This window comes from Parageobacillus thermantarcticus, from assembly GCF_900111865.1.
Lineage (GTDB): Bacteria > Bacillota > Bacilli > Bacillales > Anoxybacillaceae > Parageobacillus > Parageobacillus thermantarcticus.
This window is the reverse complement of the sequence record NZ_FOJS01000019.1, coordinates 18090-38945: the sequence shown is the minus strand read 5'-3', so window position 1 is coordinate 38945 and position 20856 is coordinate 18090. Positions and strand designations below refer to the sequence as shown.

At 48.2% G+C, this 20856-nt stretch carries 23 protein-coding genes and 2 pseudogenes; 3 read left to right on the top strand and 22 right to left on the bottom strand.

Features of this window, described 5'->3' with window-relative positions; all coding sequences use genetic code 11:
* Positions 1 to 49: 49 nt before the first annotated feature.
* From BM278_RS10570 to BM278_RS10555, 4 genes and pseudogenes are all read right to left on the bottom strand, one after another.
* Entirely contained in the window at positions 50 to 724 is a 675-nt protein-coding gene (locus tag BM278_RS10570) for a sugar transferase (RefSeq protein ID WP_090949564.1), read from the bottom strand.
* A 15-nt stretch (positions 725 to 739) separates the two neighbouring features.
* Positions 740 to 1627 (bottom strand): UTP--glucose-1-phosphate uridylyltransferase GalU, encoded by an 888-nt coding sequence (gene galU, locus BM278_RS10565; protein WP_090949562.1) that lies wholly within the window; start codon positions 1625 to 1627, stop codon positions 740 to 742.
* 109 nt (positions 1628 to 1736) lie between these two features.
* Positions 1737 to 1994, bottom strand: a pseudogene (locus BM278_RS10560) (hypothetical protein); the annotation flags it as partial.
* Positions 1995 to 2007: 13 nt separating this feature from the next.
* Entirely contained in the window at positions 2008 to 3378 is a 1371-nt protein-coding gene (locus BM278_RS10555; RefSeq protein WP_090949560.1) for an AAA family ATPase, read from the bottom strand.
* A gap of 588 nt (positions 3379 to 3966) precedes the next feature.
* Here BM278_RS10555 and BM278_RS18360 point away from each other — a divergent pair.
* The gene (locus tag BM278_RS18360) at positions 3967 to 4152 is read left to right on the top strand and encodes a hypothetical protein (protein ID WP_143093439.1); all 186 of its coding nucleotides are present in this window, start codon (positions 3967 to 3969) and stop codon (positions 4150 to 4152) included.
* Positions 4153 to 4343: 191 nt separating this feature from the next.
* On the opposite strand, the gene BM278_RS10550 is transcribed toward BM278_RS18360, so the two are convergent.
* Entirely contained in the window at positions 4344 to 5111 is a 768-nt protein-coding gene (locus tag BM278_RS10550; RefSeq protein WP_090949558.1) for a tyrosine-protein phosphatase, read from the bottom strand.
* A gap of 239 nt (positions 5112 to 5350) precedes the next feature.
* Here BM278_RS10550 and tagU point away from each other — a divergent pair, with 239 nt between their 5' ends.
* Complete coding sequence (tagU, locus tag BM278_RS10545) at positions 5351 to 6280, top strand: polyisoprenyl-teichoic acid--peptidoglycan teichoic acid transferase TagU (RefSeq protein WP_090949556.1); 930 nt, start codon at positions 5351 to 5353, stop codon at positions 6278 to 6280.
* 32 nt (positions 6281 to 6312) lie between these two features.
* Here the strand turns inward: tagU and BM278_RS10540 are convergent, their stop codons facing one another.
* From BM278_RS10540 to spoIIID, 11 genes are all read right to left on the bottom strand, one after another.
* Positions 6313 to 7092 (bottom strand): SGNH/GDSL hydrolase family protein, encoded by a 780-nt coding sequence (locus BM278_RS10540; protein ID WP_090949554.1) that lies wholly within the window; start codon positions 7090 to 7092, stop codon positions 6313 to 6315.
* Positions 7093 to 7151: 59 nt separating this feature from the next.
* Positions 7152 to 7850 (bottom strand): CpsD/CapB family tyrosine-protein kinase, encoded by a 699-nt coding sequence (locus tag BM278_RS10535; RefSeq protein ID WP_090949553.1) that lies wholly within the window; start codon positions 7848 to 7850, stop codon positions 7152 to 7154.
* Positions 7840 to 8583, bottom strand: a complete 744-nt coding sequence (locus BM278_RS10530; protein ID WP_090949551.1) for a YveK family protein — start codon at positions 8581 to 8583, stop codon at positions 7840 to 7842. The genes BM278_RS10535 and BM278_RS10530 overlap by 11 nt, the downstream gene beginning before the upstream one ends.
* Positions 8584 to 8792: 209 nt before the next feature.
* A complete protein-coding gene (locus BM278_RS10525; RefSeq protein WP_090949549.1) occupies positions 8793 to 9155 on the bottom strand; it encodes a hypothetical protein in 363 nt (120 codons plus the stop codon).
* Between the two features lie 88 nt (positions 9156 to 9243).
* The gene (locus BM278_RS10520; protein WP_090949548.1) at positions 9244 to 9603 is read right to left on the bottom strand and encodes a hypothetical protein; all 360 of its coding nucleotides are present in this window, start codon (positions 9601 to 9603) and stop codon (positions 9244 to 9246) included.
* Positions 9604 to 9686: 83 nt separating this feature from the next.
* Positions 9687 to 10124, bottom strand: coding sequence for a 3-hydroxyacyl-ACP dehydratase FabZ (gene fabZ / locus BM278_RS10515; RefSeq protein WP_090949546.1), 438 nt, complete (start codon positions 10122 to 10124; stop codon positions 9687 to 9689).
* Between the two features lie 28 nt (positions 10125 to 10152).
* Complete coding sequence (locus BM278_RS10510) at positions 10153 to 10401, bottom strand: DNA-directed RNA polymerase subunit beta (RefSeq protein ID WP_090949544.1); 249 nt, start codon at positions 10399 to 10401, stop codon at positions 10153 to 10155.
* Positions 10402 to 10413: 12 nt separating this feature from the next.
* The gene (locus tag BM278_RS10505) at positions 10414 to 11265 is read right to left on the bottom strand and encodes a flagellar hook-basal body protein (RefSeq protein ID WP_208601794.1); all 852 of its coding nucleotides are present in this window, start codon (positions 11263 to 11265) and stop codon (positions 10414 to 10416) included.
* 19 nt (positions 11266 to 11284) lie between these two features.
* Positions 11285 to 12109, bottom strand: coding sequence for a flagellar hook-basal body protein (locus BM278_RS10500; RefSeq protein ID WP_090949540.1), 825 nt, complete (start codon positions 12107 to 12109; stop codon positions 11285 to 11287).
* Positions 12110 to 12192: 83 nt separating this feature from the next.
* Complete coding sequence (gene mreB / locus BM278_RS10495) at positions 12193 to 13194, bottom strand: rod shape-determining protein (protein ID WP_090949538.1); 1002 nt, start codon at positions 13192 to 13194, stop codon at positions 12193 to 12195.
* A 117-nt stretch (positions 13195 to 13311) separates the two neighbouring features.
* The gene (gene spoIIID, locus BM278_RS10490; RefSeq protein ID WP_090949536.1) at positions 13312 to 13572 is read right to left on the bottom strand and encodes a sporulation transcriptional regulator SpoIIID; all 261 of its coding nucleotides are present in this window, start codon (positions 13570 to 13572) and stop codon (positions 13312 to 13314) included.
* Between the two features lie 305 nt (positions 13573 to 13877).
* Between spoIIID and BM278_RS10485 the strand changes: the two genes are divergently transcribed.
* The gene (locus BM278_RS10485; RefSeq protein ID WP_090949533.1) at positions 13878 to 14366 is read left to right on the top strand and encodes a BsuPI-related putative proteinase inhibitor; all 489 of its coding nucleotides are present in this window, start codon (positions 13878 to 13880) and stop codon (positions 14364 to 14366) included.
* A 64-nt stretch (positions 14367 to 14430) separates the two neighbouring features.
* Here BM278_RS10485 and BM278_RS10480 read toward each other — a convergent pair.
* The 6 genes and pseudogenes from BM278_RS10480 to murA all read right to left on the bottom strand — a co-directional run.
* Positions 14431 to 14538: pseudogene (locus BM278_RS10480) on the bottom strand (chromate transporter); the annotation flags it as partial.
* A gap of 15 nt (positions 14539 to 14553) precedes the next feature.
* The gene (locus tag BM278_RS10475; RefSeq protein WP_090949529.1) at positions 14554 to 16158 is read right to left on the bottom strand and encodes a gamma-glutamyltransferase family protein; all 1605 of its coding nucleotides are present in this window, start codon (positions 16156 to 16158) and stop codon (positions 14554 to 14556) included.
* A 140-nt stretch (positions 16159 to 16298) separates the two neighbouring features.
* Positions 16299 to 17222 carry a stage II sporulation protein SpoIIQ gene (gene spoIIQ / locus BM278_RS10470; RefSeq protein WP_090949528.1) on the bottom strand — a complete coding sequence of 308 codons (924 nt, stop codon included), beginning with the start codon at positions 17220 to 17222 and terminating at the stop codon, positions 16299 to 16301.
* Between the two features lie 123 nt (positions 17223 to 17345).
* Positions 17346 to 18374 carry a stage II sporulation protein D gene (spoIID, locus tag BM278_RS10465; RefSeq protein ID WP_090949526.1) on the bottom strand — a complete coding sequence of 343 codons (1029 nt, stop codon included), beginning with the start codon at positions 18372 to 18374 and terminating at the stop codon, positions 17346 to 17348.
* A 224-nt stretch (positions 18375 to 18598) separates the two neighbouring features.
* On the bottom strand, positions 18599 to 19048 hold the full coding sequence (locus BM278_RS10460; RefSeq protein ID WP_244151142.1) for a hypothetical protein: 450 nt from the start codon (positions 19046 to 19048) through the stop codon (positions 18599 to 18601).
* A 487-nt stretch (positions 19049 to 19535) separates the two neighbouring features.
* The gene (gene murA, locus BM278_RS10455; protein WP_090949525.1) at positions 19536 to 20843 is read right to left on the bottom strand and encodes a UDP-N-acetylglucosamine 1-carboxyvinyltransferase; all 1308 of its coding nucleotides are present in this window, start codon (positions 20841 to 20843) and stop codon (positions 19536 to 19538) included.
* Positions 20844 to 20856 lie beyond the last annotated feature (13 nt).

The window sequence follows — 20856 nt, the reverse complement described above, 5'->3', positions numbered from 1 at the left end:
CTCTAAAATCATATTAGTTCTTCCACGACCACCTTATTTCTCTTTAATCTTAATAAGCACTATTCGGTTTAATCATTATTTTAATTGTTTTAAATATAATCTTTATATCATATAATAGTGATCTTTCACGAATATATTTCAAATCTAACTCAACCATTTCATCAAATCCTAAATCATTTCTCCCACTCACTTGCCAAAGTCCTGTACATCCCGGTGTCACAAGCAATCGCTGTTTATCATACTCCGTATACTGCGCTACTTCCCTTGGCAACGGTGGTCGTGGTCCGACTAAACTCATGTCCCCTTTTAATACATTCCATAATTGCGGAAGTTCGTCAATGCTCGTTTTGCGAATGAACTTCCCCACTTTCGTGATACGAGGGTCATCTTTCATTTTGAACATTGCACCGCTTACTTCATTTAAATGAAGCAGAGATTCTAGCAGTTCTTCCGCGTTGGTTACCATCGAGCGGAATTTGTACATATAAAACTCTTTTCCGTCTTTGCCAACGCGGACTTGTTTAAAAAATACCGGTCCTTTTGGGTCTTCTAATTTGATGAGAACCGCGACGATAAGAAACAGCCATGATAAACAAATTAGTCCTATTAGCGCTCCGCATATATCCATAATTCGCTTGGCGATTAAATATCCTTTTTTATCATTTACGATTACTCGATGGTGACGTTTGAGTTCGACGGTCGCGGTATTTCCCGGTTTCTCCAACTCCCAGTCCTCCCTTTATTCCTCTTCCACCTTCACATCATCGTTTAATATTTCTTTCATAAATTGAATAAGGTCGTCTCTTAATTCATCGTACTGCAACGCAAACTCAATCGTTGTTTTGATAAATCCAAGCTTTTCGCCAACGTCGTAGCGCTTGCCTTCGAATTCGTAGGCGAAGACACGTTGAATTTCGTTCAGTTTTTGAATCGCGTCGGTGAGCTGGATTTCGCCGCCGGCGCCGGCTTCTTGTTTTTCAAGGAATAAGAAGATTTCCGGCGTGAGTATGTATCGTCCCATAATCGCCAAGTTGGACGGCGCGGTGCCTGGCGCTGGTTTTTCGACGAATTGACGGACTTGGTAGCGGCGTCCTTGTTGTTCGAGTGGATCGATGATGCCGTAGCGGTGTGTTTCGTTTTCAGGTACTCGTTTGACGCCGATGACAGAGCTAAATGTTTGTTCATATTGGTCGATTAATTGTTTTAAGCATGGCGTTTCCGCTTGAACGATGTCGTCGCCTAAGAGAACCGCGAACGGTTCGTCGCCGATGAAGTTGCGGGCACACCAGACGGCGTGGCCGAGCCCTTTCGGTTCTTTTTGGCGGATGTAGTGAATGTCGACTTTCGACGGCTCTTTCACTTTTTCGAGCAAGTCCAGTTTCCCTTGTTTCATTAATATTTGTTCCAGTTCATAGGCGTTGTCGAAATGGTCTTCGATCGCGCGTTTTCCTTTCCCCGTGACGATGATGATATCTTCGATGCCAGAGGCGATCGCTTCTTCGACGATATATTGAATTGTTGGTTTATCGACGATCGGGAGCATTTCTTTCGGCATCGCTTTCGTCGCTGGCAAAAATCTTGTGCCGAGCCCCGCCGCCGGGATGATCGCTTTGCGCACTTTTTTCACTGAAATCCCTCTTTTCTCTAGATTTTGCGATACGCGCCGACGTATGGGCTATTGGCGAATAGAACATACGTCGATGCGCATCGAATAAAAATAGCCCCTTTGTTGGGACTTAGTTTTGCAAATGGGATTTTAAGTTTAAAATCTCTCTTTCGTGTTCGATCATTTTATCGAACATAACATCTGTCCGTCTTTGTAAATACGCGACAGTTACATCGACGGACTGTTTCATGCTTGTAAGGTCATTCAAAATATGCGCTTGATTGTTTTTCGAGATGCGAAGCTCCTCAAGGATCTTTTCTTGCGTCCGCTCCACATTTCCGAGCGTTTGCTTCATGGCGGCCATATCGTGTTCTAATTTCTGTTGGCCGGGATTTTTGAGATTATTCATCCCCTTCATCCTCTTCCTCGATCTGAAATGCATACGTCTCTTCGTTTAGTTCTAATATGACTTTGTTGAACGTTTCGGCAGGAAAACCGTTTTCCGTTGGAACGAGTTGACCGATGATCGTTTCATTGCCGACATGATGAAACTGATACACTTTTACTTTCTTCGGATCGAGCACGTCTTCTTCCGTATAGCGATACCGCTGCATCAATTGCTCTTTCTTCGGGTGATGATATAGCTTCATTAAATTGTTCACTTGCTGGAGCAAAATATCGCTATGGGTCGTCAGCCATACAGGCATGCCGCGATTGACGAGCTTGACGAGCGCTGTCGCTAAAATGCGCTGCACGCGCGGATGCAAGTGCGCCTCCGCTTCCTCAAAAAACAGCGATCGATACGTCGTCTTCGACTTTAAAAATAGAATGAGTGGTGAAAGTTCGGTTACAAGCGAAGATGTGACATACAGCGGAAGATTCTCTTGTTTTCCTTTCGGACAATAGTAAAACGACGGAATCGGCCCTTTTTCTTGTTTCATTGTGCCATACACAATATGCTCTTCAATAAATCGGCCGACATCTTCATACTTCGATTTCCCATTATCATCCAATCGAAGCAATGCCTGCAGAAAACGATAAACAGGCAACGTAAATTCAAGCAAATGTTCCTCGTTCTCTCCGGCAATCATTCGTTCCATAATGTCTTGCACAAGCGCTTTGTAAGACAGCATAAAACCCGTTCTCGAAGCGGGCAAATAAAGTGCCTCTCCAATTGCCCTTGTTTGAATCCCACCTTGCCTTGCGTGCGGATAAAAAGGAGAAGTAAGTTCGTTCATTAGCAAATTCCATGTAATATATTGCGCCATACGGTATCGTTCCGTCGCTTGTTCTTTGCTTCTCTCAGTGTAAGGAATGCGGATATAGTGCTTGCCGCTCGAAAATCGAGTGCCCTCTAGCGATTCTTTCTTTTCAAAAATAATTTTTAATGGCTGAGAACGGTGGTAGCGTTCCATGCTTAACGAGCCGATTGGAATCTTACGGCGAAAAATCGTTTTAATAAATTCGCCTTTTTTGTTGCGAAGAATGTCGTTAAACCATTGGACAAATAATTGGGCTTCCTTATCCCCAATGAAGCATGTGTTTCCAATCGAGTTTTCGAGAAAGCGATCAATTTCTTGATATGTCCGTGTCGATGGTGGTTCTTTCGGGAACAGCTTGCGTCCCTCAGAAAGCACCCCCCATAACAAAGACATCATATAGCTTTTTCCGCTATTATTGTCTCCAATAAACAACATAAATGGAGCAATTTCAATTTCTCCATTTTTTATTTTTCCAAACCGCTCCACCTTCAGCGCCCAAGATTGTTCCATGCGCGTATCGTCTCTCCTTTACTATTTGCCTATGTTTCTATTATAAACGATACCGCAGCAAATTAATCTTTCCATGAAACATTTTTTCAAAATAAATGGAAAACCGGGCATCTAACCCGCCCTCACACCACACCCTCGACGACTAGCGTCTAAGGTGGCAGGACCGTCATCGTCCCCACCCACGGCATGGCCGAGTGCCTCCATTGATAACGGTAAGGAGACATCACCGAAAAGTGGAAGCGGCTCGTTCATCCCCGAGACGCGCTGGAGGGCCTGCGAGGAGGCTGTCGCCGCCACAGCAGGACCGAAGCGTCGCGAGGGGATAGCCGCTGGAACTAGACATCACCGAAAAGCTGAGCCGCCGCGATTAGCTCTCGAAGCCAAATGTTCTTCGCCCGCGGAAGTGCTTGCACTTCAAGGGCGAAGGTTATTTGGCGCAAGAGAGCTAGGCGGCGAAGCTAGACATCACCGAAATCGAAAAGCGTAGCGCTTAGCCGCGACGGGTAAATGTTCTTCATCCGCAGGGGTGCTTGCATCCCGAGGGGGAAGGTTATTTGACCCCGAGCTGCACCTGCGATTACTCGGCGCATGTCAGCGAAGATGTTGCTCGAAGTAGCTGACAGGCTGACCGCCGTAGCTAGACATCATCGAAAGCCGCCGCGGTTAGCTCCCGAAGCGAAATGTTCTTCGCTCGCGGAAGTGCTTGCACTTCAAGGGCGAAGGTTATTTCGCACAAGGGAGCTAGGCGCCGAGGTTAGACATCACCGGAAATAGTATGTAAACGTTATCGGACTATTCTATTATTCTTTTCTTCTCCATCGTTTACATATGTCACCACCGAATGACCTTTCTTTTCGCAACTTTCGGCATCATTTTCGCCGAGGTTTGTGAAAATCATCGGTCATTCGACAAAGTTGGCGAAAAGAAAAATATGTTTTATGACAACGATCTTATCATAAAACATATTAGAATAAACCTAAAAATTTTTTCCTTTTGATTCGTTCCGGTTCTTCGCGGTAAACGGCCTGCCCGTTGAGGAGAAGTTCGGCGTTTTCTTGAAAGAAGTAGACGGCGCTAATGCCGAATTCATGGTCAATGACATCGTACGCTTCCCGCAGGCGAAACGGCCGGCTTGTCGTGTTGTGCGCGTCGGAGGCGATAAAATGCGCCAAATTCGCTTCGATCAGCTGCAAGGAAAATTTTTTGATGTTTTTTCCGAAATGCCCCGATACGCTCGCGGCCGTCAGCTGCGCCAATACGCCTTTTTTGACAAGTTCGTAAAGCCGATCCGGATTTTCGATGATTTCCGCGTTGCGTTCCGGATGCGCGATGACCGGAACGAGCCCTTTTAATTGCAAGTCAAATAGCAGCCGATCGGCGTAGCGCGGCACGTGGTCGGACGGAAATTCGATCAACACATACTGGCTGTCTCCCGTAATCGGCAACAATTCCCCTTTTTCCAAACTTTCCAGCAAGTCGCCATGAATGCGGACTTCCTGGCCCGGCAATACGGTAAGCGGGATTTTGTGCTGTTTGACCGTTTCGTTGAACCGCGCCACAGCCGCGATAATCGACTGCTTCGCATTGTCATATTTTCCGTTTTTATAATGGGGAGTCGCGATGATCGTCGCAATCCCTTCTTCCACTGCTTCACGCGCCATCGCGATGGCGTCAGCAACCGTTTGCGCGCCGTCATCGACACCCGGCAAAATATGGCTATGTATATCGATCATCGCCAACCCTTCCTTACGCTCCGTTTCAAAATTCTAAACATCTATTATGTTAACATAGGCTAATAGTTCTAGCAATCGACATTTTTTGTTGAATTTTGTCGAAAAATCTTTTTTAACATTAGTTTACGGCGCCGCTTGGCGAAATTCCCAGTTCCCTTTTTCTTTCTGTTGTGCCGCGCGGAAAAACGCTCTATAATCTTAATAGTCCGTCAAAACTTATAGCTAAAGGAAGGTTGTACATGAGAGCGAAACGTCGAAAAAAGAAAAGATGGCTCCGCTGGATTGGCGGGATCGCCGCCGTTCTTCTCGCCGGCGCCGGAATATTCGCGTATTCGATTTACCACAACGTGAAACAGACGGCGAAGCAAATGTATGAAGACGTCGATTGGAAGTCGGAGAAGCGGGACGAGGAAGTATCGGTCAAAGAGAAAACGCCGATTTCGATTTTGCTCATCGGCGTCGATGAGCGGAAAGGAGACAAAGGCCGCGCCGATTCGTTAATCGTGATGACGGTCAATCCGAAGAAAAAGTCGGTGGAAATGGTCAGCGTTCCGCGCGATACGCGCACGAAAATTGTCGGGAGAGGGACGCAGGATAAAATCAACCATTCGTACGCGTTTGGCGGCGTGGAAATGACGATGGCGACCGTCGAGCATTTTTTGGACATTCCGATTGATTATTATATTAAAGTCAACATGGAAAGTTTCCGCGATATCGTTGATGCCGTCGGCGGCGTGACCGTGGACAACCCGTTCGCGTTCACGTATGAAGGCACGCATTTTCCAAAAGGGAAAATTACGCTCGACGGGGAAAAAGCGCTGAAATATTCGCGCATGCGCTACGATGATCCGCGCGGCGATTTTGGCCGCCAAGATCGGCAAAAGCAAATTATCGAGGCGATCATCGAAAAAGGGGCAAGCTTTTCTTCGCTTGCCAATTACGATGACGTGTTGGCGGCGATCGGGAAAAATATCAAAACGAACTTGACGTTTGATGAAATGAAAGAGATTCAAGCCAACTACAAAGAAGCGCGCCGCCATATCGAGCAGCTTCATATTACCGGAAAAGGGAAGATGATTGACGGAACTTATTATTTGCTTGTCCCGGAAGAAGAGAGACTCGCCGTTTCAAACAAATTAAAAGAGCATTTGGAGTTAAAGACGTCGTAATAAAAAGCGCACCTTGAAAGCGAGGTGCGCTTTTATTTCGCGATGAAATAATCGATGAAAAAGTCGGCCCATAGCCGTTGGCCCCGTTCGTTTGGCAAATCCGTATTTTCATCGACGACATCGTTCAGTTTTTCGCTTTTATAGTCCGGCCACGCTTTCCAATGGTCAAGGTAAACGTAGCCTTTTTCGTTCGCGAACGCTCGGAACGCTTCAACTTGCATCGGGTAATATTTCGCGTTGTAAATCGGATGCGGCGGCTGCAGCATAATCACGACGTCCGGCAAAGCGGATGTGATGTTTTCGATCATCGTTTCGATGTCGTCCAACGTTTCGTCGATCGCGACAACGCCGTTGTTATTGAGGATAAACGGCTCCCATAACAAAACGTCCGGCTTCGCGTCGATAATTTCTTTGTCCAAGTTCGCTTCCAACGCCTCTTTTGTCGTCATGTCGCCATATTCTTTGACGATGACGTCAAATACCCGTTTGCCGTATGTAGCTTCCAATTCGTCTTTGAACAAAGCCGGCCAGCTTTTTTCGGCAGAAGAAATCGCTTTGGAACCGACGATGACGAGCCGCACCGGTTTACGTTGATGTATCGCGTCCTTTACTTTTTTTTGCACGTCAGGCGGCAAATTGGCCGCGTATTTCATTACATCGCCGTCTTCTCCCGCCGTTTGTCCGCTTCCTTTTTCTTCCGCGATCGCGCTTTGAACCGATTGATCGACTTTGTTCTGCCAGTATATTTGTCCTATGATCACGAACAAAACGCAGCTGGCAAGAAGCAGCCCCGTGAATAAAACGTTCCGCAAACCTTTTCCCCACCTTGCAGACAAGATTAAAGAGGGCTTCCCGCACAGAGGACGCCCTTTTATTTATATTCGTAATAGTAATAATGTTGCCCTTCGCGATGTTTTCTTTGGTTTAGCACGACGCCGAGCAGCTTGGCGTTCGCCGCTTCCAACAGTTCTTTCGCTTTCACGGCGGCGGCGATTTCCGTTTTGCCGCTGGCGACGACCAATATCGTCCCATCGCATTTATTCGCCAAAATTTGCGCATCGGTTACCGCGAGCACCGGCGGCGTGTCAAATATAATTAAATCAAACTCGCTTTGCAGTTCGCGCAGGCAGTTGTCCATCGTTTTCGAACTAAGCAGCTCCGCGGGGTTCGGCGGGATCGGTCCGGATGTAAGGACGTATAAGTTTTCCGCGCCCGTTTCTTGGCACGCCGATGATAACGATGAAGAATGCGTCAGGACGCTTGTCAACCCCGCGTAGTTGTTTAAGCGAAACGTGTAATGCGCAGTCGGTTTGCGCAAATCGGCGTCGATTAACAACACTTTTTTTCCTTGCTGGGCAAAAACGACCGCCAAGTTCGCCGCCGTCGTCGATTTTCCTTCCGCCGGCCCCGCCGATGTGACCATGAGGGAACGCATTGTTTCGTCAATAAACGAAAATTGAATATTTGTGCGGATTGTGCGATATTGTTCGGAAATCGGCGATTTCGGATCCTCAAACGTAATTAAATTTCTTTCCATTTTTTGAAATTTTTTGCGGTTGCTAACGGCCAACGGTTTCACCCCTTGCTTTTTGCACGCTTATGCCCGTCTTTGCTTTTTTTGTTTTTTGCGAGGAAATGACGCTGACGGAGCCGAGCACCGGCAGGCCGAGATGTTTTTCGACATCGGCTTCCGTTTTCAGCGTGTTATCCAAGTATTCTAGTAAAAAGGCGAGTCCGACGCCTGTCATCAAGCCGACAACGAAGGCGATCGCCATGTTTAACAACGGCTTCGGCTTGATGGGAGCTTGGTTTTCTTTTACTTCCGCTTTCGAGAGGATGCTTACGTTGTCGATGTTCATAATTTTGACGATTTCGTTTTTAAAGACGTCCGCCGTTTTGTTGGCGATTTTTGCCGCCATGGCGGGATCGGGATCCTCAACGATTACGGAAAACACTTGCGAGTCTTTTTCGCTTGATACTTGAATTTGTTCGTTCAGCTCGTCCACCGAACGGTCCAAGTTTAGCTCTTCTTTGACTTTTTCAAGAATCGTCGGGCTTTTGATAATGACGCTATATGTGTTGATGAGCTGCAAATTTGTTTGGATTTCGTTATAGTTGTATAGCTGTTGTTCCGATTTTGCCTGATTAACCAAAATTTGCGTCGATGCTTCGTAAATCGGCGTTAAAAAAAAGTAGCTGACCACGCCGCTGACAAACGTCGCCAAAACGGTAATGGCCACGATAAGCGATAAGCGTTTCCGCAGCGTTTCGAACAGTTCGCGCAAGCTGATCGTTTCTTCCATGATGATGATTGTACCTCCTACAAATAAGTCCCATTACATCCTAACAATATTATACTTTACTATTATAAACAATGAAGGCGGATATATCTAGATCATTCTATCTGTTATAGTTTTCCTTCGCGGCCGAAACGATTGGAGCGTCATCTGCGCTGTTTTTGCCCTTGCCAATAAATAGGCTGCCTGCGCTGTTGCGAGGCAGCCTTGTTGCGTTATTCGTCTTTGTTGTCTTTGTCGTTTGCGTCTTGCGGGTCTTCGATCGGATCTTCGCGATCAGGAACGGCGTCGTTTTCATCGTCGCCAGGCCCATTGTTGGTGTCGTTGCCCGGCGATAGCCGATCGTTTTTATTGTCGTTGATGTCGCCGTTATTGTTCATGTCGTTGTCGGCGTCATCGTTTTGGTTGATGTCATCCGCCGGATTCATATCTTGATCGTTGATGTCGTTTTGGTCGACGTTGTCGTTTGGCGGCGGCGGATTGTCGTTGTTGTCGTTGTCGCCGTTGCATCCCGCTGCAATGAACAGGGCGGCGAAAGCGCTAATCAGTTTGAACAAAAGCCATTTTTTCTTCGTCATCGTCTTTTCTCCTTTCCGTGAATATTGGTGACCTTATGTAAAGACCGGTCCTTGCTTATGTTTCCCAGAAAGGAGAATTTCATGCATTTTATGAGGAATGTTGCATCATTCGTTTGAGGTCTTTGAGTTCGGTTTCTTGGGCGAGGGAACGATAGGAGAGGGTTTCGATCATCCGCTCGTGCTGATGTAATTTGTCATGGATCTCTTCATATCGTTCATCGATATGCTGGGTAATTTGGTCGAAATAAGGAGCTAAGCTGTCAATGATGCTTTGTGAAAGCTTGCCGATCGTTTGTTCGACCCGCGCTTGTCCCTCCTGTAGTTCGGCAACCGCCTCCTGCAGCGTGCGGACATCGGACTCCAGCTGCTTTTGGCTTTGTTTTACTTCGTTTAGGTCCACCCGCATTTCTTTTAACTCAAAAAGAATTTGTTCCATCAACCGTTCCATTGTCTCACCTCCTTCTTGACGTTTATTTTACCATAAACAAAACAAACAGGCTCTCCTTTCATCGGTGAAAGGAGAGCTTCGTTTCAGCCGTTTTGCTTATCGCCAAGGGCAAACATGATTTCCGCTTCGCAGACGAGTTCGCCGTCAACGGTGGCGACGCCTTTTCCTTTGCCGACAGAGCCTTTGGCGCGGATGATCTCGACTTCAAGCCGAAGCTGGTCGCCCGGTTTCACTTGCTTTTTAAAGCGGCAGTTGTCGATGCCGGCGAAGAAAGCGAGGCGGCCGCGGTTTTCTTCCTTTTTCAGCATCGCAACGGCGCCGACTTGCGCCAATGCCTCGACGATTAAGACGCCGGGCATGACGGGATATTCGGGAAAATGCCCGACGAAAAACGGTTCGTTGACGCTTACGTTTTTAATGCCGACGGCGCGCTTTCCGTCTTCAATTTCGAGGATGCGGTCGACTAATAAAAACGGATAGCGATGCGGGATGATCGCCTGAATTTGTTGGCTATCGAGCATAAATCGTCTCCTTTCCGTGTTTGCCGTGTTATTTTTTCTCGACAAAGTCGATGATGTGCTGCCATGTCGATCGTTTGAAAACATCGAGCGGCTTTCCGTCGCCGATCACGCCATAGCCGATCGCCAAGCCGGCGGCGAGGCTGACAGACATTAACACGAGAACAATAAGAAGGCGGAGCCAAATCGGAATGAGGCGGGTGCGCTGAAATTTGCGGCGGCGCGCCGCGCTCGCTTCTTCCTTGTTTTGCTCTTTTTCCTCCCGGTTCTGTTCATTCATATGAGTGTCCCCTTACGATGAACGGATTCCGTTAATTAAACCGAGCATTTGGTCGGAAATCGAAATCGAGCGGGCGTTTAGTTGGTATGAGCGCTCGGTGATCATCATGTCGGTCAACTCCGTGCCAAGGTCGACGTTCGACTGCTCGAGCGCACCTTGCGTCATGCCGATTTGCGCGCGCAAATTGCCAATCATGTTTACCGCCACGTCAGCCGCGTTGACATTCAGCGCGTTTAAATTCGGAAGCGTCAGTATATTATTGCCGACAGACTGCAGCAGCTGCGGACGCAATATCGTCGTCACGCCGATGTTCACTCTTCTTATGACGCGGCCGTCAGGAGCGGTAGCGGTCATCGTGCCGTTATCGGAAATCGCGATGTCTTTATAGCCGTTAGGGATCCAAATCGGCGCGTTGTTTTCGTCAAGCACCGGATGGCCATCGCTTGTGACAAGCATGAGCACGTTTGGATTCCCGGCGGACGGGGTTAAGTAAAACGCGCCGGCCCTTGTGTAACCGATTTGTTGCGCGCCGTTTTCCCCTTGGAGAAGCACGCGGAAAAACTGCCCTTCCTTCGTCAGTGCGATATCTAAAGGACGGTCTGTTTTCATGAGCGCCCCTTGCTTTAATATAAGGTTTGTTGCGGCGAGGCGCGCCCCGACGCCATGCCGCAAGCCGTTTGGCGTAAGGCGGGGCGCCTCGTCACGCGGCAAATCCGTAAACTGTTGGGCGAGCAGCTCACCGAAGCTTGTTTCACGCCGTTTAAATCCGACCGTGTTGCTGTTGGCGATGTTGTTGCTAATGACGTCGAGCTGTTGTTGAAGCTGCGCCATCGTATTGGCGGCGGTAATCATTGAACGTAACACGTGCATATCCCCCTACTCGTTATTTAAGCCGGCCAACTTCGTTTACGGCCTTGTCCATGCTTTTATCATACGCTTGTACAATTTTTTGGTTCGCTTCAAAAGCGCGGTAAGCAGAAAGCATTTCCGTCATCGTGCGGTTGAGGTCGACGTTGGACCGCTCGACAAAGCCTTGTTTGAGCGTGTACGTAATGTTCGGGGCATTCAGCGCGCTCGGCAAGACGCCGGCGGTGCTGCGGAATAAACCGTTGCCTTCTTTAACAAGCACGTTCGGATTCGCCGCAAAAGCAATGTTGATTCTGGCAATGGGATTATTGTTCGCGACGATCGTTCCGTCGGCGTTCACGGTGAAATCTTCGCTTGGCAGCGCGATGCGCCCTCCGTTTTCATCCAGCACGTACCATCCGTCGTTCGTCGTTAAAAAGCCTTGCGGATTCACAGTAAAATTGCCGTTTCTCGTATAGCGAATATCGCCGTTTTCGTTTTGCACGACGAAAAACAGCGTTCCCCCGGCGGCCGGAAGCGTTCCGTTAACGAGAGCGATGTCGGTCGGCCGTCCCGTTTCTTTGATGTCTCCTTGGCGAAAGTTCGGGATCAGTTCTTGCATATAGACGCCGGTATTGATCGAGCCAACCGCCGTGCTGAACGGAAACGAACGCGGCGCTTCTTTCGTCGGTACGGTCGTTTCGTCTAAGCGTGACAGAAGCAATTCCGGAAACGCGCGCAACGCCGCTTGGTCCGCTTTATATCCAGGCGTATTGGCGTTGGCGATATTGTTTGTCAGCATCTCGACGCGGCGCTGCTGGGACAACATTCCGCTGGCCGCCGTATAAAATCCTCGCAACAAGGGCGGTCACCTCGCTTATGATCACGTATTGCTATTTTATATTATAAAGCATTGGGGCGAATTTCACTTGTTCATGGAAAAAGCTACACTAAATTTTGCCTTGGCGCGCGATCAATGTTTTCCAGCATTATTCCTGTCCCGAGCGCGACGCAGTCCATCGGGTTTTCCGCGATCAATACCGGCACTTTCAGTTCTTCGGCAAGCAATTGGTCAATGCCGTGCAACAGCGCGCCGCCGCCGGTTAAAATGACGCCGCGGTCGATAATATCTGCCGACAATTCCGGCGGAGTGCGCTCCAATACGCTTTTGGCGGCTTGTACAATCATCGCGATCGGTTCGCGCAGCGCCTTTTCGATTTCCGCAGAACGGACCGTGATCGTGCGCGGCAAACCCGTAACAAGATCGCGGCCCCGAATATCAATTTCCTCATCGCGTGCGCCTGGGAATACAGTTGCAACTTTGATTTTGATCTCTTCCGCCGTTCGTTCTCCGATTAAGAGCTTATATTCCCGCTTAATGTAATTCAAAATTTCCATATCGAACTTGTCCCCAGCCATTTTAATGGAGGAGGCGGTGACAATGTTCCCCATTGAGAGGACCGCCACATCGGTCGTGCCACCGCCAATATCGACCACCATGTTCCCACACGGCTGGAAAATGTCCATCCCGGCGCCAATGGCCGCTACTTTCGGCTCTTCTTCCAAATATACTTTTTTGCCGCCGCTTTTTTCCGCCGCCTCTTTGATCGCTTTCCGTTCAACAGATGTCGTGTTCGTCGGGCAGCAAATTAAAATGCGCGGTTTGGCGAAAAAGCCTTTGACATCAAGCTTGCTTAAAAAGTGTTTCAACATTGCTTCCGTGATGTCGAAATCGGCGATTACTCCGTCTTTGAGCGGCCGAATGGCAACGATATTCCCAGGAGTACGCCCTACCATTCGCCTCGCTTCTTCGCCGACAGCCAGCACTTTATTCGTGTTTTTATCAATGGCAACGACAGACGGTTCATTTAACACGATTCCTTTTCCTTTGACAAAAATGAGTACGTTCGCCGTGCCAAGATCGATTCCAATATCCCTCGAAAACATATATAATCCTCCTTGCCTCTACCCTCGAATCGTTCCTATTTGATTATTTTACCATATCGCGTTAAGGGAATGATACTATTTTTGCGATGAAGGTGTGACGCAAGGAAGAAGACTTAATTATTTTTGGATGGCTTGTTTTTTATATTTTTTCTTTGTCGCTTCCCCGCCGCGCAAATGGCGAATCGATTTATGATAATCGAGAATTTGTTTGACTTCTTGCGCCAGCTCCGGATTGATCTCCGGGAGCCGCTCTGTCAAATCTTTATGAACCGTACTTTTGGAAACGCCAAATTCTTTCGCGATCACGCGAACGGTTTTCCTCGTCTCCACGATGTACTTTCCAATCTTGATCGTACGCTCTTTGATGTAATCGTGCACACCACTCGCCCTCCCTAAGTTGGATGTGAGGAGTGTGAAATGAGACTCGCCGCGCAGATGATGAACGTTTCTTCTGCTTGTGCATTTTGGAAACATCTAGAACTTGCGTCCGTGCCGTTATGAACGATCCCCACCTCAAACACTCTCGTTGTTGTTCAATTTGTAACATTTTATTAGACAAATCGGGCATATATACCAGAAATATCAAGAAGGACAAAGATTTTTCATCATTTTTTCGTTTCTTGGTAACAAGATGAAAAAAGGGAACGACTATAATAAACATAGATGAAAGGGGGTAAACGATGATGGGAAAAGGGCGGACGATCGGGCTGGTGAGCATGATCGCGGGAGCAGCGGCCGTTAGCATGCTCTTCGCCTCGAACAACGGAGAGCGGCCAAAGGCAAAAGACGATGCTTCGCAAACGAAATCGCAAGCAGAGCGGGGAATTATCGCCGGGACGCTTGAGCCGTCATTAACGTATGAGAAAAAAGACGGAAATTATGTGGTGACGTTTATGGTGAAAAACGAAACCGAACGCGTGCAAACGGTGACGTTTACGAGCGGAAAAAAATATGACTACATTTTGTACCGCGACGGGAAAAAAGTGAAGCAGTTCAGCGAAGGAAAACTGTTTGCGCAAATTTATGAGGAGCGCCCGTTAAAACAAGGGGAAGCGCTCGTTTTTCAGGAAACGTTTGCTAATTTACCAAAAGGAAAGTACAAGCTCGAGTGGTGGCTTGCCGATAAAAACTGGCCAAACGCCAGAGCGGCGATTGAGTTTACGGTGGATTAAACGTGAAAAAACCTGCCTTTTCCAACAAGGCAGGTTTCGCTTTTTAAGATAAAAACAACGCTCCGTATCGTTCAACGACTTCTTGATGAACAAGAGGGATTGCCGACGGCCCTCCCCCGTACCCAAGCATGCCGACACGAAAAAAAGCGAGAAATAATTGCAGTTGGTTCATCGTTTTTTCATCCCTTTACCATGCCGCGATCGCTCCATCGGTGCGCGGTTCCGTTCCTCCGATGAGCACCCCGGTGTTCGGATCGCGCCAAATGATTTGACCGCGTCCGAATGTTCCCGAATCAAGGGAAACATGGATTTCGTGTCCTTTTCGCGCCAGCGCTTCGGCGATATGATGCGGAAAATGGTGTTCGACGAGCACCTTTTTACCTTCTATCCATTGCCATCTTGGCGCATCGAGTGCCGCTTGCGGATTGAGATGGAAGTCGATCGTGTTCATCACGACTTGCAAATGCCCTTGCGGCTGCATAAATCCGCCCATGACGCCGAACGGTCCGACCGGCTCGTTTCCTTTTGTTAAAAACCCCGGAATGATCGTATGGTACGGTTTTTTTCGCGGCGCCAGCCGGTTGACATGATTTTCATCAAAAGAGAAATTATGCCCGCGGTTTTGCAGGGCGATGCCGGTGCCTGGCACGACCAACCCCGATCCAAATCCCATGTAGTTGCTTTGAATGAAGGACACCATATTGCCGTCGCCGTCCGCTGCCGCCAAATAGACGGTTCCGCCTGTTGGCGGCGTCCCCGGCGCCGGAAGCAACGCTTCTTCGCCAATAAGCGCCCGCCTCGTTTCGGCAAACGGCTCGGATAGCAATTCCTCGACGCGATGCTCCATATGCTTGCGGTCCGTGATATACGCCTGTCCATCAGCAAACGCCAGTTTCATCGCTTCGATTTGCTGATGGTATGTCTCGATTGTCGGCGCTTCCGGAACGGCAAACCCTTTCATGATGTTTAACGCCATTAACGCAACAAGCCCTTGGCCGTTCGGCGGAATTTCCCATATGTCATAACCGCGGTAATGAATGGAAATCGGCTCGACCCATTCCACTTCGTATTCCGCTAAATCGTTGATATCTAAAAAGCCGTTGTATTGTTTAGAGTACGCCGCGATTTTTTCCGCCAATTCGCCGCGGTAAAAGCTTTCCGCGTTCGTTTCGGCAATAAGGCGGAGCGTATTGGCGTGGTCTTTGGACGCCCATATTTCCCCGATTTTCGGCGCGCGCCCGTTTGGCGCGAACGTCGCAAACCAGCTGGAAAACTCCGGACCTTTTAACGTTTTTTCATACGTTTGGAATGCGGCCTGCCAGTACTTTCCTAACGTTGGAGACACCGGGTAGCCGTTTTCCGCATATTCGATCGCCGGCTTTAGCACTTCGGTAAGCGGCAGCTTCCCGAATCGCTTCGACAGCGCCGCCCAAGCTGCCGGAGCGCCGGGAACGGTAACCGGAATCCAGCCGTGTTTTGGAATTTCGGTATATCCCCGTTCTTTTACCGCTTCGATCGAAATCGACTTAGGCGAATAACCGCTCGCGTTTAATCCATACAGCTTGCCGTTTGTCCAGACAATCGCAAACGCGTCGCCGCCGATGCCGTTTGAAGTCGGCTCGACGACCGTCAGGCACGCGGCGGTTGCGATCGCCGCGTCAATGGCGTTGCCGCCTTTTTTTAATATTTCCAAGCCAGCCTGTGCCGCCAGCGGCTGTGACGTCGCCACCATGCCATTCGCCGCGAACATCGTCATTCGCCGCGACGGATGCGGATAATGTAAGTAGTCCATCGTACTCCCTCCCCCTTTGCGCTTAGTTTATCTATCGCTATTTATTCGCTTTCCGAAACATTTTTTCCTTTTCCATTTTTCATAAAAAAATCGCCTGCTTCCGTCCTTTTCGATTAAGGAAGGAAACAGGCGATCGTTTATTACGCTCTTGCCATGCCAATCGAGGCATCCGGTGTTTTGGAGGAAGAAGCGTCATCTTGCTTTTCCTCGCTTGGCGTCGTTGCGCCTTCATCGGTTGACTGCTCCGTTGACGGCGCTTCTTCATTCAACTGGCTTTGTTCATCGGCTGAAGATGGTTCGTTTTCTTTCGTTTGTTCATCGGTTGACGCCGCATCGTTTTGTTCAGGCGCGGTTTCAGTTCCGGCTTTTTGCTTCGTTAGGGCAGTGACCGGTTTGTCCATGTAATCGATCGGATTGACCGGCTTATCATCTTTGCGGATTTCAAAGTGCGCGTGAATGCCGGCTTCTTGGTTAAATTGGCTTTGCCCCGCTTTTCCGATCACTTCCCCTTGTTTTACCTCATCGCCGGCTTTTACTTTCACGTCGGCAAGCGACTGGTAAACGGTGACAACGCCGTCTTCATGGTCGATTTCGACGACATATCCTAAAATCGGGTCTTTTTCCGCTTTTGTTACCGTGCCGCTTAATGAAGCGGTGACGTCAAACGTTTTGCCGTCTTTGCGCACAATGTCGATTCCGCGGTTTGGATGATACGTATGATCATAAAAGACGAGAGCTGCTTCCTGTTCTTCTTTGGACGCGTTGTAATCGTAGAACGGTGTTTGGATTTCCACGGAATTTGGATCAAGAACCGGCATCGCAAAGTTTTCCACTGCTTCGTTCACTGGAACGGCCGGCTCGTTTTGCCGCGAAGTGCCCGTTTGGCTGTATTCATATTCATCTTTTCTAGGTTTTTCGTCTTGCTTGTTTTGGAACCAAAGCGCTCCTGCCAAAACGAGAGCGGCGCACGTTAAATAAATGGCCGGAAATACCCAACGCTTTCTGAACAAACGATGCAAACTTCGTTTTTTTGGAGAAATTTGTTTCTTTTCTTCCTCTTTCATGTTCATCACCTCAGCAACCATTTTGAACAGAAAGAGGAAAATATATACGCGCAAAAAACAATTTTTTCGTTTATTTTTTGAAAAAACGCGTCATTTTATACAAAAAAACAGAGGCGATTGCCTCTATTTTTTCACGGTCAGCTGATTTAAAAAAGCGGTCGCGGAGGAAATGTCGACACCCCGATAATAATATTTGACGATTTGGTCGTACGTCTTTCCTTGTTTCGCCATGAAATTGGCGCCGTATTGGCTCATGCCGACGCCATGTCCGTATCCTTTCGTCGTAATGACGATCTCATCGCCTTTTCGCACCCACGTAAAATCGGTCGATGTCAAACCTAATTTTTCCCGTACTTCTCTTCCTTTTATTTTTTTGCCGTTAATCTCTACAACATCAACGCGTTTTCCCGGCGTGCGCGATAGCACGACGCCGACAGAACCGTCTTTTGGAAGATTGACACCCAACTTTCGTTCAAACTCGGCGATCGACATTACTTTTTGATGGTAAAATTTTGGCGATTTTTCGTCCCATGGGCTAGCAACGCTTTTTAAATACGGGAATTCGTTTTCCCAGTACGCTTCGGAATTTTCGGTAAAACCGTTGCTTGTCGAAAAAAACGACGCTTCAATCGGCTTATTGCCGTATGTTAAAATTTGCCCGCGCGTCGCCTGCACCGCTTCCGTAATCTTCTTTACTTTCCATTCATAATCGCTGCCCCACAGACGTTTCAATTCATCATCGCTATAGTACACTTGATGCATGACCGTATCCGTTACATTCGCCCCTTTTGGCAGGCTGATTGGCCGATCGTTTAATAATTGCTTGACAATGTACGTTCTGGCGGTAAGCGCTTGTGCCTTCAACGCTTCTAGTTCAAATTCGGCCGGCATTTCCGCTGCGACGACGCCGACGACATATTGCTCGAGCGGAATCCGCTCGATCTTCCGTTCTTTACTTCGGTATACCGCCACTTCCACATCCGGTCCGCTTTCCGTCGCTTTTACGCTTTGCGTTGTCCCCCGCTCGCGAAGTTCTTCCGCCAATTTTCCCATTTCGCGATCGTTGAATGGAACGACTAATACTGTTGGAATGAGCAATACGACGACAAATAAAAAGGAAAGAAGCACGATAAGTGGTTTTATCCGTTTCATAACCCCGAGCCTGGTTACTAAAATCTATAAAAATCGATTCATCGCAATGGAACCAGGAAACACCGCTTGCCGCCCAGGAAACACCTGAGTTCCATCAGGAAGGGAATTTCCCTTGTCATTCACCTACTGTGAAAGACAGCCCGTGGATCGCTGTTAGCGACGGCGCCTGTCGTGCACCATTCCTTCCATTGGTCAGTACACGACAACGATTTTAGCAACCAGGTCTACCCCTCCTTTAGTTGAATTTGGTACTGGTTCAGCCAACAACATTTGTGCAATATGTTCCATAATGACCATTCATGCTCTTGTTTGAAATTCTCGATTTTGTGTAACATCATCGCGATATATTGGCGTTGTTTCTTGCCGCGTTGGTAGTCATCGATTTTCTTTTCGGTTTTTTCGATTTTCGCCTGCACATCCTCTAAGCGCATTGGAAGCAACTCACGTTGAGAAGAAATCAGCGATTGAGCAAGCAAGACCGCATCTTCGGCAAACCGTTTGTTGAGCCGAAATTGGCGCGGAAGGTGCTTGATGATGTCTTTTGCGTTCCTTCCCTCCAGCAAACGGTTGAACGCGTATCGCTTCGCGGAACAAAAGACGCGCATCAACTCATCTAATGAACGAAGGTGTGATGCATCATGAGAAACGATTTTCATCATCCGAACCGTTTTCATCCCCTTGCCTTCCCCCTTGTTTTGATCCTTAAGAACATATATTCGCTACATCTTCTTCCTTTCCTTTTTACATGAGGAAGGGGGAGATGATTTTTTATCATCAGACAGGGGACGATGGAAAAGAGGGAGAACATCCACCTCTTTACGTTCAATAACAGGAGATATTTACATGATTTTATGCATTTTTATAGATGTTTAACAAACTGCTTATACCTCCAATATTCATTTTTCAAGCACAAGCGGAAATCCGTTCCCGTCTAGGCGCAGTCGCATATGGCAATTAGGGACACTTTGTTTGTGCTTTTATTCGTTATATAGTTATGGGCTCGGACAAGTATATATGACAACTTCTTTTTATTCGCTCTTTTATAATATGCTATGAGGCGGGAAAATGAACGCATGGGCATACTCGGATCATGGCTTCCCGAATGTCAAAAAAATAAAAACGACCATTCACTACGTATGTAGTTGACGGTCGTTTTTATTTTTATACATTGAGGTCCTTCACTTTTACGCTCTCCACCGCCGCTTCGCTTTCGTCATTGACGCGCACGATGTCGGCACCGAGCGCCGCCAATTTCTCATGAAAGCGGACATATCCGCGGTCGAGATGTCTAAGTTCCGTCACGCGCGTGTAGCCTTCCGCCGCCAAGCCGGCCAAAATCAACGCCGCCGCGGCCCGCAAATCCGTCGCAGCCACTTCCGCGCCTTGCAAATTGCAAGGGCCGTTAATAATAACAGAACGGCCTTCGATTTTAATATCCGCGTTCATGCGGCGAAATTCTTCGACATGCATAAAGCGGTTTTCAAACACCGTTTCTGTTACCATGCTCGTTCCTTCCGCTTTTAGCAACAGCGCCATCATTTGCGATTGCATGTCGGTTGGAAATCCTGGATACGGCATCGTTTTAATATCCACCGCTTTTAATTTTTCCGGGCCGATTACCCGCAATCCGTTTTCTTCTTCGATAATGGTGACACCCATTTCTTCCATTTTGGCAATTAAGGAACTTAAATGCTCTGGAACAGCACCTTGTATTAAGACGTTTCCTCCCGTAATGGCCGCCGCGACCATAAACGTGCCTGCTTCAATGCGATCAGGAATGACGGTATGAGAGGTCCCAGTCAACTCGTCTACTCCTTCGATGCGAATCGTGCCGGTTCCAGCCCCGCGCACTTTCGCTCCCATCGCGTTTAAAAAGTTGGCTAAGTCGACGATTTCCGGTTCTTTCGCGCAGTTTTCAATGACGGTGGTGCCTTCCGCCAAAACCGCCGCCATCATAATATTTTCCGTTGCCCCAACGCTTGGAAAATCTAAATAAATTTTCGCGCCGCGCAATCTTCCTTTTACTTCAGCGTCAATAAATCCGTTGCCGACTTTCACGGAGGCGCCCATCGCTTCAAATCCTTTTAAATGCTGGTCAATTGGGCGCGAACCGATCGCACAGCCTCCAGGTAGCGCGACGCGGGCCCGGCCGTTTCGGGCGAGCAGCGACCCCATCACAAGAACGGAAGCCCGCATTTTTCGCACATATTCAAACGGCGCTTCCAATTTTAAATCTTGTGACGCGTCGACAGTAATGGTGTTTCCTTCTATCTTTACATCTGCGCCTAAATAACGCAATACTTCGCTGATTGTATATACATCGGAAAGAGCAGGCACATCATGAATAATACTTTTTCCTTTACTGGCTAATAGCGTTGCGGCGATTACAGGCAAAACGGCATTTTTCGCTCCTTCCACTTTCACGGTGCCGCTCAACCGTTTTCCGCCACGGACGATGATCTTTTCCAAGGTATTCCCCTCC